Source organism: Aristaeella lactis, from assembly GCF_018118585.1.
Classification (GTDB): Bacteria; Bacillota; Clostridia; order Christensenellales; family Aristaeellaceae; genus Aristaeella; species Aristaeella lactis.
Genome location: NZ_CP069421.1, coordinates 2218992 through 2239885 on the forward strand (window position 1 = coordinate 2218992; position 20894 = coordinate 2239885).

18 protein-coding genes and 1 tRNA gene are annotated in these 20894 nt (G+C 51.8%); 7 read left to right on the forward strand and 12 right to left on the reverse strand.

Annotated features, from left to right (window positions below; all coding sequences use genetic code 11):
• Positions 1 to 441 precede the first annotated feature (441 nt).
• From JYE50_RS10385 to JYE50_RS10395, 3 genes are all read left to right on the forward strand, one after another.
• A complete protein-coding gene (locus JYE50_RS10385) occupies positions 442 to 852 on the forward strand; it encodes an HIT family protein (protein WP_179138289.1) in 411 nt (136 codons plus the stop codon).
• A gap of 148 nt (positions 853 to 1000) precedes the next feature.
• Complete coding sequence (locus tag JYE50_RS10390; RefSeq protein WP_084095469.1) at positions 1001 to 2359, forward strand: MATE family efflux transporter; 1359 nt, start codon at positions 1001 to 1003, stop codon at positions 2357 to 2359.
• A 127-nt stretch (positions 2360 to 2486) separates the two neighbouring features.
• Positions 2487 to 3863: a serine hydrolase domain-containing protein gene (locus JYE50_RS10395; protein ID WP_179138291.1), complete on the forward strand. Its 1377-nt coding sequence runs from the start codon at positions 2487 to 2489 to the stop codon at positions 3861 to 3863.
• 2017 nt (positions 3864 to 5880) lie between these two features.
• Here JYE50_RS10395 and JYE50_RS10400 read toward each other — a convergent pair.
• Complete coding sequence (locus JYE50_RS10400) at positions 5881 to 6762, reverse strand: hypothetical protein (RefSeq protein ID WP_084095471.1); 882 nt, start codon at positions 6760 to 6762, stop codon at positions 5881 to 5883.
• A gap of 265 nt (positions 6763 to 7027) precedes the next feature.
• On the opposite strand from JYE50_RS10400, the gene JYE50_RS10405 reads away from it, so the two are divergent.
• On the forward strand, positions 7028 to 7381 hold the full coding sequence (locus JYE50_RS10405) for a hypothetical protein (RefSeq protein WP_084095472.1): 354 nt from the start codon (positions 7028 to 7030) through the stop codon (positions 7379 to 7381).
• 25 nt (positions 7382 to 7406) lie between these two features.
• Positions 7407 to 8354, forward strand: coding sequence for a putative ABC transporter permease (locus JYE50_RS10410; RefSeq protein ID WP_283399178.1), 948 nt, complete (start codon positions 7407 to 7409; stop codon positions 8352 to 8354).
• A gap of 124 nt (positions 8355 to 8478) precedes the next feature.
• On the opposite strand, the gene JYE50_RS10415 is transcribed toward JYE50_RS10410, so the two are convergent.
• The 6 genes from JYE50_RS10415 to JYE50_RS10440 form a co-directional block, all read right to left on the reverse strand.
• Positions 8479 to 8916 (reverse strand): Hsp20/alpha crystallin family protein, encoded by a 438-nt coding sequence (locus JYE50_RS10415; protein ID WP_084095473.1) that lies wholly within the window; start codon positions 8914 to 8916, stop codon positions 8479 to 8481.
• A gap of 215 nt (positions 8917 to 9131) precedes the next feature.
• Complete coding sequence (locus tag JYE50_RS10420) at positions 9132 to 10838, reverse strand: ABC1 kinase family protein (RefSeq protein WP_084095474.1); 1707 nt, start codon at positions 10836 to 10838, stop codon at positions 9132 to 9134.
• Positions 10822 to 11400 (reverse strand): DUF308 domain-containing protein, encoded by a 579-nt coding sequence (locus JYE50_RS10425; RefSeq protein WP_084095475.1) that lies wholly within the window; start codon positions 11398 to 11400, stop codon positions 10822 to 10824. The genes JYE50_RS10420 and JYE50_RS10425 overlap by 17 nt, the downstream gene beginning before the upstream one ends.
• 958 nt (positions 11401 to 12358) lie before the next feature.
• Positions 12359 to 12431, reverse strand: a tRNA-Val gene (locus JYE50_RS10430).
• 231 nt (positions 12432 to 12662) lie between these two features.
• Positions 12663 to 13322, reverse strand: a complete 660-nt coding sequence (locus JYE50_RS10435; RefSeq protein ID WP_084095476.1) for a Crp/Fnr family transcriptional regulator — start codon at positions 13320 to 13322, stop codon at positions 12663 to 12665.
• 379 nt (positions 13323 to 13701) lie between these two features.
• Positions 13702 to 14259 (reverse strand): pyroglutamyl-peptidase I, encoded by a 558-nt coding sequence (locus JYE50_RS10440; RefSeq protein WP_179138292.1) that lies wholly within the window; start codon positions 14257 to 14259, stop codon positions 13702 to 13704.
• A 367-nt stretch (positions 14260 to 14626) separates the two neighbouring features.
• On the opposite strand from JYE50_RS10440, the gene JYE50_RS10445 reads away from it, so the two are divergent.
• Positions 14627 to 15913: a DUF3048 domain-containing protein gene (locus tag JYE50_RS10445; protein WP_084095478.1), complete on the forward strand. Its 1287-nt coding sequence runs from the start codon at positions 14627 to 14629 to the stop codon at positions 15911 to 15913.
• Between the two features lie 272 nt (positions 15914 to 16185).
• A complete protein-coding gene (locus JYE50_RS10450) occupies positions 16186 to 16470 on the forward strand; it encodes a hypothetical protein (protein WP_084095479.1) in 285 nt (94 codons plus the stop codon).
• Positions 16471 to 16539: 69 nt separating this feature from the next.
• On the opposite strand, the gene JYE50_RS10455 is transcribed toward JYE50_RS10450, so the two are convergent.
• From JYE50_RS10455 to JYE50_RS10475, 5 genes are all read right to left on the reverse strand, one after another.
• Positions 16540 to 17646, reverse strand: coding sequence for a GGDEF domain-containing protein (locus JYE50_RS10455; RefSeq protein ID WP_084095480.1), 1107 nt, complete (start codon positions 17644 to 17646; stop codon positions 16540 to 16542).
• 140 nt (positions 17647 to 17786) lie between these two features.
• Positions 17787 to 18578 carry an ADP-ribosylglycohydrolase family protein gene (locus JYE50_RS10460; protein ID WP_084095481.1) on the reverse strand — a complete coding sequence of 264 codons (792 nt, stop codon included), beginning with the start codon at positions 18576 to 18578 and terminating at the stop codon, positions 17787 to 17789.
• A 95-nt stretch (positions 18579 to 18673) separates the two neighbouring features.
• A complete protein-coding gene (locus tag JYE50_RS10465) occupies positions 18674 to 19432 on the reverse strand; it encodes a CpsB/CapC family capsule biosynthesis tyrosine phosphatase (RefSeq protein ID WP_084095482.1) in 759 nt (252 codons plus the stop codon).
• Between the two features lie 13 nt (positions 19433 to 19445).
• A complete protein-coding gene (locus JYE50_RS10470; protein WP_084095483.1) occupies positions 19446 to 20291 on the reverse strand; it encodes a helix-turn-helix transcriptional regulator in 846 nt (281 codons plus the stop codon).
• Complete coding sequence (locus tag JYE50_RS10475; protein ID WP_084095484.1) at positions 20266 to 20784, reverse strand: hypothetical protein; 519 nt, start codon at positions 20782 to 20784, stop codon at positions 20266 to 20268. The genes JYE50_RS10470 and JYE50_RS10475 overlap by 26 nt, the downstream gene beginning before the upstream one ends.
• Between the last annotated feature and the right edge of the window lie 110 nt (positions 20785 to 20894).

The window sequence follows — 20894 nt, forward strand, 5'->3', positions numbered from 1 at the left end:
AGTTTTTCCCGGGGTCGGATGCGCGTGGATAAACCCTTTGACGATACTGTCCGGGATATGCTGTTCATTCCATTGGGCCTGCGCAGTACTTTTTTCGCAACACCCGGCAACACAAAACTTGCAAGATTTTTGATGGAGAGACAAATTTGACCGTCGATGTGAGCGGTTCGGATCATCCGAACTGTTGGCAGTTGGATCTTTTGTTCAGTTTGTCCTACCGACTGAGCCATGCCGCTGGCGTTCTTCTGTTGATGAATGCCAGCGGCAAATATCTTCTGCCAAAAATCCAGAGGATATGTTAAAATTAGGGTTGGTAGCCAGTATGGGCTTGCCAAAATATCTTTTGAGTTATATGGCGATCGACAAATCGGGATTTGGCTTTTGCAATCATCGATTTGCTGTTACGGAACGCAATATCAAGTTATGGGCGGAAAGGCAAATATGGAAGACTGTGTGTTTTGCAAAATAGGTTCCGGCGAGATACAGGGACTCAGGATCTGTGAAGATGACGAGGCTCTCGCATTCATGGACATCTCGAGGGATTATGACGGACATATTCTTGTTATACCCAAGAGGCACTATCGATATGTGACCGATTGTCCCGAGAATGTGGCTTGTAAGGTTTGGTTCATGGCACAGAAGGTCAGTAAACACCTGATTGAAGACTGCGGTTACGACGGAGCCGACATCATGTCAGCCAACAGTCCCGTGAGCCAATCACTCCCTCATTTTCATGTACACATAATCCCGAGAAAAATCGGGGATCGACTGGGCAATCCAGGAGAATGGCCTACGCCAGCAGGGGCTAAGGAAGATGTGCGCGTTATGCATGAAAGGCTGAAAATGATCTGATATATTCAAGGATGATGGGAAAGAAAAGCATTTTCTTCCCTGTTCATTTCCCTTTGAATGACAAATTCCAGTTTGTCAAGGCACCTGTTGGTAAGAAAACTCGTAAGATATATTTTGATTTTCTTCAGCATCAGAAACAGGAGAAAAAGTGATACGGATCAAGGATTTGACATCAGGGAATCCCGTGAGGCTGATACTGGTTTTTGCGCTACCGGTTCTTACGGGGAATATGCTGCAGCAGTTTTATAATTTGGTTGACTCTCTGATTATCGGGCAGCTGCTGGGAGTTACAGCACTGGCAGCGGTTTCGGCCTCCGGGTGGCTGGACTGGGCCGTGCTGTCAATCCCCATGGGGCTGGCGCAGGGATATTCCATCCATGCCTCCCAGTGCTACGGTGGAAAACAGTATGCGGAACTGAAAAGAACCGTTGCACAAAGCTATCTGATCTCCGCAGCAGTGACAGTCGCACTGGAGGCAATCAGCCAGACGCTGCTGCGTCCTGTGCTGACATGGATGAATTCGCCGGAGGAAACCATTCATCTGACAGAGAACTATCTGCGAATTATCTATGCAGGCCTGCCGGTGGTGATGTGCCTGAATGTGTTCAGCGGCTTTCTGTACGCGCTGGGAAACAGCAGAACGCCTCTGCTGGCTCTGGCCTGCGCCACGGCGGTAAACATCGCTCTGGACTGGTGGTTTGTCGGTTCCCTGGGCCTTGGCACTAACGGCGGCGCGTATGCGACCGTGATAGCACAGGCGGTTTCCGCCGGAATCTGTCTGGCTGCGGTATTGAAGATTCCGGAACTTCGCCCTCAGCGGGTCGATTACCGTCCTGACCGGATAGTGATTCGAAAACTTATTCGGCTCGGATTCCCGATTGCCTTTCAGAACCTCATCATTTCACTTGGAGGGCTCATACTGCAAGGCGTGGTCAACGCCTTCGGATTCATCTTTATGGCCGGGTACAACGCGGCCTCCAGGCTGCAGGGACTGGTGGAAATCGCAGGATCTTCCCTAGGAAGCGCGGCGGGTACCTTTACCGGGCAGAATTATGGCGCCGGAAGAATGGATCGTGTAAGGCTGGGGCTGCGGCGTTCAGCACAGATCGGTTTTCTGCTCGCGCTTACCGTCGGAGGGCTGATGACAGTATTCGGAAAGTCCATTCTTTCCCTGTTTATCCGGGATGAGGCGGAACTGGCAGATCAGGTGCTGGCGATTGGATATGATTTTCTTCGGGTGATGGCAGCCGGGTTGCCCATGCTGTATCTGCTTTTTGTTTACAGAACTACCCTGCAAGGCTTGGGCGATACAGTGATGCCGATGATTTCCGGCTTTTTGGAATTGGCGCTGCGTGTTGGAGCAGCGCTGCTTCTTCCTGCGATTCTGGGATATTGGGGAGTTTATCTGGCAGAGATTGCAGCATGGATTGGTGCGGGAGCTTTTCTGATCATGGTCTGTTATCATCGACTGCACAGGCTGACAAATACCGTGGAAGAAACAAAATGACGCGATATTGTTCCCTAAGATTTACGCACCTTTCCGGTTTGATGGCTCCCTTTTGGCAAGATATTTCGGAAAATATCTTTTGAGTTATGTGACCAACGACAAATCGGAGTTTATGGAGAGAAACAAAATGGATAAGAATACAGCAATGGAAAACCTTGCCCGGGCGCTGCAGGAAAAAGACGGCTTCAACGGGGCGTGGCTCTATGCGGAAAACGGCGAGATCGTGTCCAAGGGAGCTCTCGGCTTCCGGGATCCTGAAAACACGCTTCCGATTACGGAGGACACGATCTTTCAGTTGGCTTCGATCAGTAAGCAGTTCACGGCGACGGCCGTTATGCTGCTGATGCGGCAGAGCCTTCTCAGCCCGGAGGACAGGATCACAAAGTATTTTCCGGAACTTGCTGCGTATGAGGGCGTAACTGTCCGGCATCTTCTGAACCACACCAGCGGAATTCCCGACTATTTTGACGATGCGGACTGGTTTATAAAAATCTGGAAGGAAGAAAAACGGGTCCCGTGCAACGACGAAATCCTCAGTTTTCTCCTTGAAACCAAAGCGAAACCATACTTCGCACCGGGGGAAGGATTGCATTACTCCAATACCGGCTATAACCTGCTGGCTCTGCTTGTGGAGCGGCTCTCCGGCGTTCCTTTCGAGGAATTTTTGCAAAAGAACATCTTTGAGCCTGCCGGGATGACCTCCACCCGCTGTTGTCATATCCGCAGGGACGGCGTTCCGTTCGAGAACTACGCCCGTGCGACGGTATTCGAAGACGATAAATGGGTTGCCGATATTGACTCCGCCGAGGACGGAGAAGTGGTTGCCTTTGATGGTCTGAACGGTGACGACTATGTGTACACCAACATTTTTGACATGCTCAGATGGGACAGGGCGCTGCGCGAGGGCAAGGTGCTTACTGCCGAGGAGCAGCAGATCATGTACACTCCCGGGAGACTCAACAACTGCGAAGATGCTGTTTACGATGAAGACGATGGACTGGGCTACGGATTCGGATGGGGAATCGGACACGACGAGAAGTACGGTCTGATTGTTAGTCACAGCGGCGGCATGCCGGGTGTCGCTACCTGGTTTGAACGCTTCATAGATGCGGACAGGGTTCTTGTGATCCTCGCCAACCGGGACTACAGGGATGTAAGGGCGTATTTGGGTTACTGGAACGGAATGGAAGCAATCGCAAGGGATAAGGAACCGGAGCCCATCGTGTCGATTGAGGATATTGCACTCAAAAGTGTCGACAAGTCGAAATGGAATAGTTTCTGCGGCAAGTACGAGCATCCTGAGGACGCCGATTTTATTGTCGACGAAGTCTTCCTGAGAAACGATGAGCTTTACGCAAAAGCAATCGACGAAGACGGCGATGAAGTCGAATTCATGCTCTATCCCATCGGGGAAAACGAGTTCGGCAGGAAGGGCGGGATGCTCAAGTTGACCTTCAGTGACAGCTGTGTGGCGTACGACGAACTCACCTGCAAAAAGCTGTAAGCATCATTTTACAAATTCCAGTTTGTTGGGATACCTCTTGAAAAGAAAACTCGGAAGTTATACGGGCTAACGGTCATTGGTTGATGTGAACGAGTCGCCTGCAAGGGTACGCAGTTTTGTACTGGACTCGAACCAGGGAACGAAAGAAGTGATAACCCAGTGGGTTATTTGCCGCAGGCAAAAGCGCGGTGGAGTCCTGTCGCGCGCGGTGCGCGGGGCGGGAATACCGCCCGCGGTGCGTGTGCGTTTCCTTACCGAAACAAGCAGTACGAAGCGCTCCAGGGCGAACCTCTGATGACCGCCAGTGGCGGAAATCTCATCAGAGGGTTTGGAGCGCCCGGAGAAAGAGCCAGTGGCTCTTTCTCAGCGAAAAACGGGCGGCAGCCCCGAGAGGTCAATCGAAAGGGAGCAATCTCCCCAGTGGGGAGTTGCGACCATTGAGATTGCGGTAAATGCGCCGATTGAGGTTGCGTAAGAGAGCGAAACAACTATGCCGAAGGCACATATGGACTCGAACCAGTGTTCCGTTCGCTCAATCGTCGCTGCTCGCCCTTGGAGCGGGCTCGCCGCTCGTTTATGTGTCATTCTGAGCAGAGCCGCAGGCGACGTCGAAGAATCTCCTACGGGTTCAGAGCGAATCAACACACATGGGAACCGCATAGTAATGCACCTAAAATGTCATCTCGACCAAGGCCGTTTACGGCCGCGTGGGGAACGATCCGAGTGGTGACCCGGTGGGTCATTCGCCAAAGGCGAAAATAAGGTGGAGTCCTGACGCGCGCGGTGCGCGGGACGGGGATCCCGTCCGCGGTGCGTGTGCGTTTCCTTACCGAAACAAGCAATGCGAAGCGCTCCAAGCGAGCAGTGCGCCGATTGAGGTTGCGGAGAGATCTCCCCCGGCCGCAGCCGGATAATTGTTAATTGATCTTCGGCGTACTGGACTCGAACCAGTGTTCCGTTCGCTCAATCGTCGCTGCTCGCCCTTGGAGCGGGCCCGCCGCTCGTTTCGCGCTAACAAACTCAGGGCGCTTGCCTGCGGCACTCCACACTGTGGGGAACGATCCGCGTGGTGACCCAGTGGGTCATTCGCCATAGGCGAAAACAAGGTGGAGTCCTGACGCGCGCGGTGCGCGGGACGGGGATCCCGTCCGCGGTGCGTGTGCGTTTCCTTATCGAGGCAAATAGCGGGTTGCAGCAAAAGCAATACCCGCTATGCCGACCGAGATTGCGGAAAGACTTCCTTCGTTTGCCCCATCGATGTGAACGATGTGCACTGGGCTACCGGTCAAGTTGTCAAACTGAAATGTGGACGTGAACACACCTGAAAAGCCTTTAAAATAAAGGCTTTTTCTATTTTCGGAGGTGTTCAATGAAAAGGTGTTCAGGGGGTGTTCACGGGCCAGGAGTGTAAAATACTCCCCATAGAATGGACAGATGAATTTAACCCGATCCCGGTTTGTGGACAGATAAAATAGCCGAAATCCTCAAAAATGGACAAGACTATTAACACAGAGTCCTCATACCTGGACAATGGAAATAGCACACTAACAAGAAAAGCAATGCAGAATGCTTGCTGGACAAAGGATGGAGGTGATATACCAAACGAAAGGAAGGATAGTTGACAATGGCTAGAGATTCAAAGTTTACAGAGGAAGAGATATCTATTGTAAAGAGTTCTAAGATTAGCCCCCTGTATTCATTTACGGTTTCATTATATACATTCTTCTTGTCAATACATACATCGCCATAAGTGATTGCTGCTTAAACCCAAAGATGACGAAAACCCGCAGAGCAGATTGTGATAAGCTCTGCGGGTTTTCACATGACACTCGAAGGGCAATTATTTACCCCGATTTATCCATACCGTTCATCTCAAAAAGGGAAGGGAACGGTACAGGATCATATGTATTCCCTTTGGCGACTCTCGGACAAGATTATATTCCGAGAAATATTTTGGTCTCTGAATGCGGAGACGCATCCTGTTTTTGATGAAGAATTTTTGTTCTAGAGGATGCCTTTATTTCCTGTGAGATTTTTCAATGCGGTTCGTGATCTCCTCCCCCGCCACGGCGTCGGCCAGGCCGATGCCGTACAGGTAGGCCGTGCATTTTCTGGCGTCCCGTTTATCCAGCAGTGTTTTAAAGGTATAGTCTTTTTCATCCCAGGGAAATTCATCCCGGAAATGAGCTTCCAGTTGTTCCGGGCTGTCCGAATAATTATCCCGGGTTTTCCGGAAGGATTCATCCAGGTAATACCCGCTATCCAGAACGATGATCAAATCCGGGCCCATCAGAAGGTTGGCGCTTATCATTTCCTCCCGCCTTGTGGCGGAAGTGCAGATAATCACGGTATCGCAGGCGTTAAGATGAATCATATCCTCCGTGTCATCCACTTTCGTTTTTCCGTTAACCAGCAGGAAATCCCCGATGTTCTTGTCGACGTTCCTTTTGCTTCCGCGGATTACGATTCCCAAGGGAGAGAAGCGCTCGCAGATTCCGATGCAGTTCGCTAGGTTCGTGCGGCCTGTCCCGATGAATCCCACGTTTTTCGGTTTTTTTCGCATCAGCTGTTCCATCGTGAAAACCGTCATCAGGGAACAGCGGTATCTCGTCAGCGCCAGATCCCTGTATTCGTGTTCACTTCCATCCCGCTCCCGAATATCAAGAATTTCCTCTGTTTTTCCGTTTACGTCATTTGTGTAGATTTTCTTCAGACTGCTGACGCCGTCGATCGTCAGCCCCCGAAGAAATCCCGTAGAAGCAGTCACGATGCCCGCCGCGTCCCGCTCGTCCACTTCCACATCTTTGATTGGACACATCTCCGTGTCGTATTTTCCCCCGAAGGCACGGATGTAATTTTCCCGCATCATCTTCAGTGAGTCAATAAAAAATCGATTCATAAGGCTGCCTCTCAAGAGTGTGAATCAGAATAAAAGCCCAACCGGACGGTCTTTCGATTCCGCTGAATCATTATACTTCTTTTCTCTGAAAAGGAAAGAAGGAAATATATTCCTCAGAGGTCAATTGCAAAAGGAAGTTTTGATTTGTCGACAGTTCTTTGAATTCAAAGTTAAGTGGTTTTTCAGATCCCGAGTTGTCGAACCGATGTTCCTAACCAGTATTCTGCCATCTTTCCCGAATCTCCTGCAATCAAAGTGAAACTTTATGGCTGAAACCCTGCGCGAACTGGTAGTCGCGCTGTCGCTGGACTCCAGCAATTTCTCGCGCAATATGCGCACCATCAACCAGCAGATCAAGGAAGCCGAGCCCACCTTCCGTCTGGCCGGGGCTGGCGTTGAAAACTATGAAAAGACCATCGCGGGCACGGAAGCCAAGCTGTCCATGCTGGGCAACAAGCTCACCCAGCAGCAGCAGGCTGGACGTCATGTCTTCATGACGGAAAGCCGCTGGCATTCTTCTGTTGATGAATGCCAGCGGCGAAAATTCTCTGAAAAATTCACCAGGATATGCTATCATTGGAACCGGGAACCATTGTTAGGCATAAACAGACAACCTTGACTTCCGGTTAAGGAGGAGCGCCGTCATGAATGCGACAGGCACAATGCTGATAGATCTTGTTCTTCTGTTTTTCATTTATTCTCTTACGGGATGGTGTATTGAGGTTTGTCTAAAATATATCCAGTATCACCGTTTTATCAACCGTGGATTCCTTACAGGGCCGATCTGCCCTATCTATGGAACCGGGGCAGTACTGATCACCGTTGCGGTACACCTCTTGACTCCCTTTGAAGAAGCCTTTGGTACAACCTTTGTCATATCATTTCTATTGTGCGGTGGAGTAGAGTATTTTACAAGCTGGTATTTGGAGAAACGCTTTCATGCCCGTTGGTGGGATTATAGTCAAAAGCCCATGAATCTGCATGGTCGGGTGTGGATAGGAAATTTGATTCTGTTTGGATTGGGTGGTGTTGCGATCGTCCATTTCTTTAATCCGGTACTTTTTACAATACTGGATAGGATTGCTCTGCTGACAAAAGAAATTGCAGTTGGAGTGCTGGCCGCGGTCTGTGCTTCGGACTATGCCATGACTCACTTTATCCTGAAACTGGTGAAAACGAGCGTTGAGTGTAGTCAGGCAGACAATACAGAGGAAATTAGTTTGGAGATCAGACGTACGCTCACAGATAAATCTGTTTTTTATCGCCGCTTTGCTGAAGCCTATCCAGACGTGATTTATAGGACTGACCGCATAAAGGCGCGGTTGGCTGAAATAAAAGCAGAGACAGAAATGCTTAAGAAGGAGGCAGAACAAAGAGCACAGGACCTGACAAAAAAGGTTGGGCAAATCGCTGAGCCAACAGCTTTGGTTAAAGCCAGTCTGATTGAGCGACAGGGAAATTTGATTGCATTGCTATACGATGAAAAAACGGCGAACGAGGAAGTAAAAGCTCTGAAAGCGACAATAGATGCGGATCTGGAAAGGCTGGAGAACAGACCCATTACTAAGATCGAGAATATTATAAGGAAATAGAAGCATCAATCAGTAACAATATTTGCATTATATAATTAATACGCTTTCTTTTATAGAAAAAGGGCTCACCATGTTTCCATGATGAGCCATGCGGTTGGTTTAGCTTGCTTGGGATGAGAGCCCATTATCCTTCAATCGCGATCAGCTTCTTTTCAGGAAGCTTTTTCTCGTTTTTCTTCGGGATGTTCAAGCTCAGCACACCATGCTCCAGCTTTGCGGTGATATCTTCCTCCGTAAGCGCATCGCCCACATAGAAGCTCCGCTGCAGCGTTCCGTCGTAACGCTCCTGACGTATGGTCTTGCCCTTCTTCGTCTTATCCTTCTCGACCTCTTTCGTGGCCGTGATGGTCAGATAACCATTCTCAAGACTCAACTGAATCTGATCCTTCTGGAAGCCGGGCAGGTCAATGTCCACTTCGTAATGGTCATCATGCTCATGCACATCGGTCTTCATCTCACGGGCAAAGTGCCTGCCGTAGAGCTGACGATCCATGTTCCGGAAAGACGGGAAATCAAACCAATCATCGAACAAATTCTCAGCAAAAATACTCGGCATCAACATAACTCTTACCTCCTTGGGTGTTGGGCCGCCATGGCAGCCACGCCATGTTGATTTTGAGCATTGGGACGGTGGTTTATTGGATCGCTGTTCCTTTGTTCAGCACATATTATAGTCATATTGTTAGCACTGTCAAGAGGTGAGTGCTAATTTTTTTAATTTTTTTCTCTTTTCTATGTGGCAACCTTAGAGTGCCATCGTGCTACGACAAATGTCAGCTATTTCAGCTTTTTGATCGAGAATATCGCCAACGCGATGGAAAAGACGATCCCGGCTACAGCCAGCAGGGGCACTCCGTTGGGTAGAATCGGCTTGAAATCGGTGGTGCAAAGAATGCAGGATCCGATGAACAGTACCAAAGCCACCAGCGTCAGTACGGTGTACCGCAGGAAGTGGAAGATCCGGTTTAGGGGTTCCTCATAGCCGGACAACTCGAAGCGCACCTTCGTCTTTCCCTTCACCATACCCTCCAGAACTTCAGAAGCGAGGAGAGGGATTCTTGCTGCCTTTTTACCCGCCTTGACCAGTTCCTGCCCTTTCTCAAAAAGCTCACGCGGAATGTTCATATTCTGCCGCGCACGCTCCTTCAGCTTATCATAAAGCATATCGAATATGTTCAGGTCAGGGCAAAGCTGCTCAATGACGCCTTCCAGGGTGGTGAGGGAGCGGGCGAGCATGGTGAACCTGCCAGGCATAGAAACGTGGTTTTTGGCAGCCAAGCTCATCACTTCGTCGAACACCTCGATCGCATTGATGTCGCTGACGCTCTTCACATTCATATACTTCTGGATGAACATTTCTGCATCCCGGGTAAGCATAGTGCGGTCGGTTTTCTCCGAAGCAGCGCCCATACCCATGACCGCGTTGACCAAAGAGTCAGCATCCTGGATCAACAGCGCCTTGACCGCGTCTTGGATTAAATCGATATCCTTGTCCGTGACGTGCCCGATCATCCCGAAGTCGATCCAATAGGGCTTGCCATGGCTGACCAGGATGTTGCCCTGATGCGGATCGGCGTGGAATGTGCCTACGTCCAGCACCTGATGCAGGTAACTGTCCACAATCACGCGCCCGATCTCATCCAGATCGCAACCATCCGCAGTCAATTTTTCCGTGTTGGCGACAGAGCAGCCATCGATATAGGTCATGGTAAAGATGCGTTCGGTGGTCAGCTCATCGATGACGGTTGGGCAGGAGATCAGTTCTTCGTCATCAATGCACTTCTTCCTAAAAAGACGTGTGTTTTCTGCCTCCACGCGGAAATCAAGTTCAGCTTTGGTAACACGTTCAACCTCTCTGATCACCGATTTGAAGTCGATGACCTGTTCGTCGGAATCTTCCTCGACGATGTTCACCAGGTCAACAAGCTTGTTGAGAAGCACGAAGTCTTTTCGCATCATGTCGGCGATCAAAGGGCGCTGTATCTTGGTAACGACTCGGGTACCATCCTTGAGGACACCATAATGGACCTGTGCGATCGATGCGGATCCCAGTGGTTCATCCCGAAACTCAGAATAGATTTCGTCGTTTTTTTTGCCGGTTTCCTGCTCGATGACGGCTTTGGCCACAGCCGGGTCCAGAGGCTTTACGCTATCACGCAGCTTTGCCAGTTCCCTGCAATACCCGACAGGCAGAAGATCAACCCGACTGGACATGATCTGGCCGATCTTTACATAGGTTGGCCCAAGATCTTCCAGGGTCGTCCGAAGCTCCTGCGGTGTAAAACCGTTGGCGTAGAAATTATGCCTGGCAAAGATAGCGATCATTTCGGTGGAGCGGTGCTTCTCGCGCTTCTGAAACGCATTGATCTCACTTTCAAGGAGCCGCTTCAGTTCCGCACTCATTTCCTCCGTACTATGTTTGATCTGTTCTTTTTCAGTTTCAAGCTTGTCCACCATTTTTTGCGCTTTATCGTTCAGAGGCATCTTCCGCACTCTCCTTCCCGTTTTTGAACGGCCACACCCAAATGAGCCTAAGCGTGCTCACAAAAGCGGAAAACAGGAGCGCGCCACCGATGATCCTCATGAGTAAGGTCGGGGAATCCCACCAGGGATTCAAAAAGATCAATACACCCAAAGCCATAAGCACAATGGCAAATATGATCAGCATCCACCAACCCTTCCGATTGGAGCGGCGGGCAAACAACAGAGCATTCAACAGCGTAAACAGGCTATCTTGCACCAGCACGAATCCGAACAGCCAGCCCAAGGCTTTCAGAAGATCCTGATTGTAAATGAGTATGAAGACGCCGAGAATAGCGATGAATAATGCGCCGGTAAAAATGATGTAGTGAATCAAGGCTTTTTTGCTTACAATGAATTCAAGCATCTCCACGAGCGCAAAGATAATCATCCCATAGCCCACGGTCACAACGAGGGTATTCACATAGCTTTCGGGGCAAATCAGCATGACCACACCGAGAGCCATCATGAGAATTGCAGCCAGTATCGACTGCCGCTTGAGTTTATCCAATGATTGAAACAACATACAGCAGTGCTCCTTATTTAATCAGTTTAAGAAGGATTCCTCCTCGTGTGTTGATCACTTTGGCAGCCATGCCATGTTAATTTAAGCATTGGAACAGTGCTTTATTGGATTTCTGTTCCTTTGTTCAACATATATTATCATAGCACTGCTACTAGGTGAGTGTTTATTATTTTTTGATATTTTTTCCTATTAGGCATACGAAACTCGAAAGAAAAACTGCTCGTTAATTGCTTATGTTTCTGGTGAAAAAAACGGAAGTTGGCTAAAGCATCACGATGGATGTGAACGAAATGCTTCCAAGGGTACGCAGTTTTCAGGTGAACTGCGTACCCTTTTTGCGTACCCCTCTGACAAAAAAGTGCGTACTCCTGACTTCGAAAAGTGCGTACCCTTGAGGGGTACGCAAAAAAATCCGGTAAGCGTTGAACTTGAACGCCTACCGGATTCGTGGTGGTGACAGTTGGACTCGAACCAGTGTTCCGTTCGCTCAATCGTCGCTGCTCGCCCTTGGAGCGGGCTCGCCGCTCGTTTATGTGTCATTCTGAGCAGAGCCGCAGGCGACGTCGAAGAATCTCCTACGGGTTCAGATCGAATCAACACACATGGGAACCGCATAGTAATGCACCTAAAATGTCATCTCGACCAAGGCCGTTTACGGCCGCGTGGAGAGATCTTCCCCGGCCGCAGCCGGATAATTGTAAATTGATCTTCGGCGTACTGAACTCGAACCAGGTCTCGCTGCGCTTCGCTTGCTCGGTCAAGTTCGCAATCGTCGCCCTGCTTCGCTGCCGCTTGCATGACTTGTTGCTCACTACGCTTCCGCCTCGCTTCATCTGCCACTGGCAGCGCTTCGGCTCCGCGCCCAATCGATGCGCTTAACGCATCGATTGGACACTGGTGAGAGGCCAGTACACGGGCACAGCGAAAAACCCACCCGCTAGGGGTGGGTTTTCCCGTGTGGTCTGTACTGGACTCGAACCAGTGACCCCATCGATGTGAACGATGTGCTCTACCAACTGAGCCAACAGACCATAACAGGGAACGAAAGGCATTATATCACGCGATAAAGATTCGGTCAAGCAAAAACCTTTTATTGTTCATTGTTAATTGTTCATTGTTCATTGATCTTTTTGCCCAAAGGTCAAAAAGATCCCGCCCTCCCCCGTGGTATGCAGTGACGGGAAAGGGCGGTTCTTTATGGGGATTCAGTTTGCTATTATATTCATCCGAACCCCTTTTGTCAGTGACTAGATCACACAGCCTCAGCGGGCTGTTTCCTCCAGCTTTTTCAGGTTCTTCAGCATCACGCCGCCCCTGTGGATCTCGATCATTCCTTCCGCCGCAAAACGCTTCAGCATCCGTCCAACGGTCTCCCGCACGGAGTTCACCTGTCCGGCCAGCTGCTCCTGGGTCAGGCGGATCTCCGTGTCCCCGGTCTTCTTGTACAGCCGCAGCAGGCACCCCGCCAGCCGCTTGTCCAGCCGGGAAAACAGCGTCTGCTCCATCACTGCCACCACAGAGGAGAACCGCGTCGTCGCCAGCTCATAGGCGAAACACCGCACATACACATTTTTCTCGCAGAATTCCCCGAACAGCTCCACGGGAATGATCAGGATATCGGAATCTTCCGAGGCCTCCATATGCGCCTCAAAGCTGATCTGCGCCAGCACGCAGGAAGCGGAGATAATGCAGTTGTCCCCCTGCACCACCCGGAACAGCGTTACCTCCCGGCCTTCATCCGAAAGCAGGTATGCCCTGGTTTCCCCTTTCAGCACATGGATCATGCCCACGCATTCCACATAGGGCCCGTACATCTGTTCTCCCGTAACATAGTGCCGGATATACGCCGACTCCGCGGCACGCTTCTTTTCATCTTCCGTCAGATATTCCCAGTACGGAATCTGCTTCAGCATTTCTGTCATCTTCTCATTCCCTCCGAAACAAAAACAGGTTTTCGCTCAAAACAGGATTAAGAAAAAAACGAAGAATGATAGGTCTCTTTTGTGCGCAGATGGATAACCATTGATTTACAGGGAAATTATACCATTTTTCTCATACATATACAAACAGAAGTTACAACCGGAGTTTCTCCGTTCTAATCTGAACCTGTGGCCAGATTTCTCCGCTGCACTCACTGCGTTCGTTCCGGTCATCATCATATTCGGCGTAGCCGAATAATTCATATTGAACGGCTGGCCGTTCAATAATTCATATCGTCGCAGACGATAATTCATATTTGCCGAAGGCAAATAATTCATTGAACGGCTTCCGCCGTTCAAAATTTCACTTACCCCTTCCTTTTTATTGAAAAATGCTTTTCAGGCATTTTTCAATAAACCTTTCCACTATCTCCCCAAACGCCTCCGCCTTCTCCCTCTCCGCCGGCACATGAATGAACTGCACCGGCACAGCGCTCTTCACGCCCGCCAGGTAGAAGGTGTCATTACACACATAGGTTCCCGCGTCTTCGGATACTTCGATCCCGTATCCTTCCGCCTTCATCTCTTCCGTGATGGCATCCACGGGAAACACCGTCAGGTATTCCTCCGGCCCGTCCGCCAGGATCTTCTCCCCTTCCGGCTTATTCCCTTCATTGTCCGGGATCCGGGCATTCCGCTCATTCCTTCCCCGGCGTTCCGGGGTCACCGCTGTCCGGCCTCCGGCCTCCCCCAGCAGAAAGATACAGTCCGCCTTACAGGTCAGAGCCTTCTCCGCCGCCTTCCCGAACACCACCGGCAGCAGCGCCTTTTCCACCCCGGCCCCGCCAATCTCCTTCGGCAGCTTTTCCAGCACCGCCGCGGACGTATTCACCGCGCTTCCGCCAAACGGTTCAAACGCCGTGATCAGAATCTTCTTCACTGTTTTCTCCTCCGGAATCATTTCCCCGTATTGTGTACATAATTATATCATATTTGCCACAGGCAAATACCCCGTGCGAAGCACAGTAACTATCATATGCCTGGAAGGCATAATTCATATTGAACGGTCTCCGCCGTTCAATAATTCATATCGTCGCAGACGATAATTCATATGTCAAAGCAATGAATTGCTTTGACATAATTCATTCTTGCACTGGAGCCGTTGAGCACCAACGGTCTCAGTGCAAGTCTGTTCGTACATTACAGAAAATTTACAAAAAAATTTCAAAACCATGGCACAAAATCCCCTCCTCATTCGTCTATATATATGAGTATGTTCTAGAACATGAACCGGAGGAATTAACTGTATGACCAAGAAAATCGTTTCCCTGTTCCTTGCCCTGGCCCTGCTGGCAGCAGTTCCCGCCTTTGCGGAACCCACTGAGATCGATGGTATTTCCGACCGTAACATCAAAATCAATCGTGCCGGCCTCAACCCTTCCGCGGATGACGTGATCGGCGAAGGCTTCAGCCCCACTACCGGCCGCGCGCTGGATGAAATCGAAGCCCCGGACGGCTTCCTGGGTGTTTCCGTCACCGGCCAGTACCAGCCGATCATGGTACAGATCTCCAATTCCGGCAACGGCGTCGGCGTTAGCAAGAGCGGCAAGCTGTACATCGTCGCCCCCGTCAACGGTTCCTATTCCGATGTGGTCTATGAAGCGCCCCAGAAGAAGGGCGGCAATGAAACCCGTATGTCCATGATCTTCTCCGACACCATTCCGGACTATGTCGGCTTTGTCCGCAGCACCCGCCTCACCCACTGCCGTATCCGGCAGGAATGGGACTGTGCTTACTGCACCTCCGGTTATTCCTCTGCTGACGTCCCGGAAGAATGGCGGAAGCTGGGCGTCCGCAACCCCGCCGGTGCCACTCCGGACGATATCGGCCTGGCCTATGTCGGTGACTACCCCAAGGCCTGGAAAGACTATGTCTGGCGTCTCAGCGGTATCGACAGCGCCAACAGCGAGCTCTTCATGCCCGCGGACATCGTCAAGAACATCGTCCCGAAGGACCACGTCCCGGCCAACCATACCTGGCTCTTCTCGGATGACCTGCCCGAAGGCGGCGACTCCGGCTCCATCGTCTATGTGACCTGGGGCAACAAATATGAAACCGACAGCCGCCTGGAGTACGATTCTTCCCTCAATGCCTATATCCGCTATGTCAATGTGGAGAAACTCGGCGATGTGCCCTACAAGGATACCGTGCTCGTGAACCCGGAGATCAAAAAGGTCCGGAACAGCGAAGGCGAAACCGTCAAAAAGGTTGTGGCGGAAAGCCGGAACGAAAATGAGCTCATTACCTTCAACAACATCATTGTCCAGGGCATCGGCATGCACTGGATCGACAGCCTCCGTCCGGATCCGGAACTCACCGGCACCGGCAACGCTGACTACTTCATGGGCGGCAAGCACTACCGCGGCGTCTGGGAGCGCACCGACATCAACAGCCGTACCGTTTTCTACGGTGAGGACGGCAACGAGATCAAGCTCCAGAAGGGCCGCACCCTGATCATCCTCATGCCTTACGTGGAAGGTTCCGGCAGCCGGAAGATGACCAAGAGCGAGAAATACAGCGTCAAATACGAATAATTTCCCCGACAGATTCAGGCTGTTCAATAGATTTTCATTCCCCGGCATACGGCCGGGAACCCGTAACGCCTTGCACAAACGGCGGTACTGTATTCCGTTTTGCAATGCGGTGTCCTTTTACAGAATAATCCATTACACAAAGGGGGTGGGATAACTAAACCGTTCAATATATTCTGTTCAGTTGCTGATTCATATGCTGTGGCCAGGTATATAAGCATCTGAAAACACACTGCATTACAAATATAAAGAACGAACCAAATGAGGAGGTACTTATGAAAAAGAAACTTATCGCGATTTCACTCACAGTCATCCTGCTGTTCTCGATCATAGCTCCGGGTTTGGCTGAGTGTAACCATAACTGGGTTTATGCGGGTGAGTATAACGGTATGTATACGCAGCATAAAACTGTATCCTGCTCCCTTTCTTCCACGCCCCATGGTCATTGGAGATACGTCTATGTGAGCGGTGATGAATACGAGTGTTCCAAATGCGGAGCGGAAAAAAGAGACAACTTAACTTACGAATACAGTGATTACTACTGCGATCTGGATCCGTAATCCATAACCCTTAACCCCATAAAGATAAGCGGAGGCGGTGCCGTCAGGCACCGCCTCTTTGTTTATTCCTCAACAGGGCCTTATTCCTCCCGGGGTTCCCGCATGCCCCCGCCGGTCTTTTCCGCTCCGGAAGTAATACGCCGTCTTGTCCTTATACATCTCCCGGTCCGCTTCCTGCAGCACCTCTTCCAGGCCCTGCCCCGCCGCCTTCATGGCGTATCCGGCGGACACGCTGTACCCGGCCGCTTCAATGCGTTCCTTCATGCCCGCAAGAGCCGCCTTCACCGTGCCCTCGTCCTGCCGCATGAACAGCACCGCAAACTCATCTCCGCCCACCCGGTAGGCGATCGTGTTCCGGCTTACAGCTTCCCTCAGGCATCCCCCTATTGCCACCAGCGCCTTGTCGCCAGCCGCGTGGCCGTTCGTGTCGTTCAGCTCCTTCAGCCCGTTCATGTCCATGGAGGCTGCCGCGGAGATATCCCGGACCAGGTGCTCGCTGTCGTCGTAGAACGCGAACCGGTTCCGCAGGTTCGTCAGCGGATCCAGGTAGTTGTCATGGGACCGCAGGTAGATAAACAGGAACACGCAGGAGATCATGATCGCCTCGTTGATGTGCACCCGCCCGTACAGGGCATCCACCACGGAGGCCAGCATGCAGCCCACCACGCACACGATCAGGATCCACCGCTCTGCGGTTTTGCCCTCATAGAACCGTTTCCAGATCATGCTCTGGATCATCAGCAGGTAAAGGAAGGATACCGCGAACACCACATAGCCCAGCGGTCCCCGTACAAAATCGTAGTTCTCATTAAAGTAGAACGCGGCCGGAGAAAAGAATGCCGTCAGGTTCACGATCAGGTTGATCCCCCACGGGATCCACAATTTCCAGTTCCTGAGTCTCTTCGGGCAGACCACCAGCAGCGGCCCCATGGCCGCCGTAGGCCGCAGCACATACCCCATTATGGACAGGAGCGTGCGCCAGAACCGCATATCCGGATCCTCCGCCGCCGCGGTCTCCAGTACATCCTCCACTACCAGCAGTGCGCAGCAGATCAGCGTCAGCCAGTAAAACCGCAGCTCCACATCCCGTGTCTTTCCCTGGGCGTGCAGCTTGATCCCCAGCAGGACCACCAAAAAGATGGTAATATAATGCACGCTGATGAGATGAGATAACATCAATCAATCCCCGTTCCCTGTAGAATCAATTTTTCGGAGTGGTTTTGGTTATTGTACCACAAATATTGATAATTCCAAACACTCTTTTTCAAAAGAGCGGCGATGCGTATCCGCGCCGCCGCTCTGTATGCGTTTTTCCTTTACTTCCTTACCTTATCAAACCGCTCCAGGATCTCCCGCATCTCCGGCGTGATCCTTTCCCGGCATTCCTCCTTCAGTTCCTCCGGTACCCCGTAGAACGCTTCCGCCATGCTGCCCGCGATGCAGGTCAGCGTATCGCAGTCTCCGCCCAGGGAGACCGCTGTCCGGATCACGTCCTCAAAGCTGTTCCCTTCCAGGAAGGCCGTCACCGCTTCCGGCACCGTCTCCTGGCAGGTCTCCACATGATGGTACCCCGGCCGGATCTCATCGCAGGTCCGGCTTAAGTCATATCCGAATTCAGATACCACATACTCCCGGATCTCTTCCTTGCTCTTTCCGTTCCTGGCCAGGAAGATCACCGCAGCCGTACATTCCGCGCCCTTGATGCCTTCCGGGTGGTTGTGCGTCACTTCCGCCGTCAGCCGGGCCATTTCCCTGGTTTCCTCCAGGGTGTCATACAGCCAGCCCGCGGAAGACACCCGCATGGCGCTGCCGTTTCCGTAGCTTCCGTAAGGCTGCGGATTCTCCATCCGCAGCCACCGGTAAAACATCCCGCCGTATCCGGCGTCCGGTTCCTTCTTCCCCCACCGCTGCATGGAATACACCAGCAGCGTCTTTGTCCTTTCCGGGTCCTTCCCGGCCGCCATCAGGGCGTCCGCCACTGCCAGGGTCATCACGGAATCATCCGTGAATCCGCTTCTTTTCGAAAACAGCGGAAACTCCTTTGTCTTCCCTCCCTGGTCAAACTCAAAGGGGCTCCCGATGATATCTCCCAGTATCGCTCCGTACATGCGTCATTCCTCCTTCATCAAACTCAATTCCGCTTACATCCATATCCTACACCTGACGCGTTCCGTCCGGGTCGCCTGCCGGGCGACACCTTTTATTATTTATCCAAAGATACTCCCAGCAGCCGCTCCGCGTTCCCGAAGGCCACCGCGTCCGCGTACTCCCTGTCCGTATGCTCATACAGCCACCGGATGCCCTCCTTCATCTTCGGAACCCGCTTGCCGTTATACACCCCGTGCATGTCGCTCCCGATAAACGAAACCATCCGCTCCGCAGCCAGCCACTGGGCCAGCTCCTTGGTCCGGATCTTCCAGTTCAGGTCCAGGTCATACGCGTTCACCTGCAGGAGCACGCCCATATCGCATACCTGCTTCGCCAGGTCCCAATCCTCCTGCATCGCCTTATACCTTTCCGGATGGGCCAGGATCGGTTTGAATCCCTGCCTCTTCAACTCCGCAAGGTTCGTCAGGATCCTGTCCGCGCTTTCATGCTCCTCGCTGTATTCCAGGAACTCCACCAGCACATAGTCCGTATCGTTCATCCGGAAGGCTTCCCGCCTCCGGATCCGCTCTCCCAGGTTCCAGGCGCAGTACCATTCCGTTCCCAGGTAAAGCTGAAGCCCCGGCACTTCCTCCGCCGCCCGTTCCCGGATGCGCTCAAAGGTCTGCATCACCCCGGCAGCGTCCGGCGCGTATCCGTTTTCCTTCCCGTAATGGGGGGTGGCAAACACAGCCGCCGCGCCTTCTTCTTCATCCAGCTCCAGCAGCCTGACCGCTTCCCCCAGGCTTCCGGCCCCGTCATCCGCGCCGTAGATAATATGGCTGTGTATATCGATAAACTGATACTTCTCCTCCATGTTTCTCCTTTCCTCACAAAAGCCTCTTGAAGGTTTCCACCATCGTCATCATCTGATACCGGAGCAGCCACCAGGCATCATTCCATCCGTGTGTTTTTTTGACCACTTCCAGCAGAGCCGGATAATACTTATCCGTTTCCGCCGTATACCGGATCATCTTCTTCCGGGAAAACGCGTCCGCCATCCCCGCCAGGTTGTTCACCCGGTCCAGGCATTTCACCAAACAGGCCAGCGGGTTCTCCCGGATGTTTTCAAAGTATTTCTTTTCCCAATCCGGATCATTAGGATCATACATGTTCTTGGAGACCAGCCGTACCGCTTCCCGTACCCGATCATTCACCGGCAGATCCTCAGGCTTCATATGGGCGTCCTCTACCATGTCGTGAGCCAGACAGGCCGCGAGAACGTCATCATCGACAAGGCCCATCGCCAGGGCGTGACAGGCCATGGTCAGGGGATGCACAGTATAGCTGGCTTTAAACCCGTATTTCGACTTTCTGGGCTGCGCTCCATGCGCCGGACGCAGCAGGTCCAGCACCCGCAGCGTCTGGAACATGCCCTTTTCCTCGGCCTTGACTTTCACACGGGTAAACATGTGCTCAGGATCATAATTGATCCTCCCCAGCTCCCAATTCTTTTCCTCATCCACAAACAGCGCGTCCAGGGAGAGATCCAGCGCCTTCGCCAGCGCCGCCAGATGATCCGAATCAGGAATGAACTTTCCGGTCTCCCAGCTGCTCACCGCCTGGAAGGAGACCCCCAGCAGGTCTCCCAGTTTCTCCTGGCTCAGCCCCTTTACCAGACGTGCCGCCTTGATCCTCTCCCCGATCACCTTATTCATCTTTCCGTTTTCCGTCATCCGGCTTTTCCCCTTTCATTTTCCGTTCATTGTACTCATTCAGCGGCCCGAACGGATAACACGCTCCGCCTTCCACATACAGGTCATCCTCAATCCCGGCCGTCACGTTGATGGAATAAAACTCATTCCCGGTATCATCCTCAAACTTCATCACGGACGTCCTCGGATTTTCGGGATCCAGCAGCCGGAAAAGATGCGCGTCCGTCAGCATCCTCACCAGGTCCTCCGTGGACGCGTCCTCAATCCCCCTTGTTGACACAAAGTATGTCAGCATCGTGATCCCGCAGGTTGCCCAGCATTCCATAAAGTACGGCCGGTCAGGCTCCAGCAGCCCCGCATCCCAGCCCAGGTTGACCTCCGTGTCGTCATACCATTCGGTTCCCGGATCCTCCTCCGGGAACACCTTCCACGCGTGATCCGCCACCGGAAGGAACTTGTCCGGATTCAGCCTGAACATGTTCAGCAGTTTGATCTTGTGTTTCACATCTGCCATCCTGCTCATCCCCTTTCCGTATTTATCTTATCCCGGAAAAGGACATGCAACCAGCAGATTCAAATTGAACTTGAGTTTTGTATTTCAAGTATGACTTGAAAAACGGATCC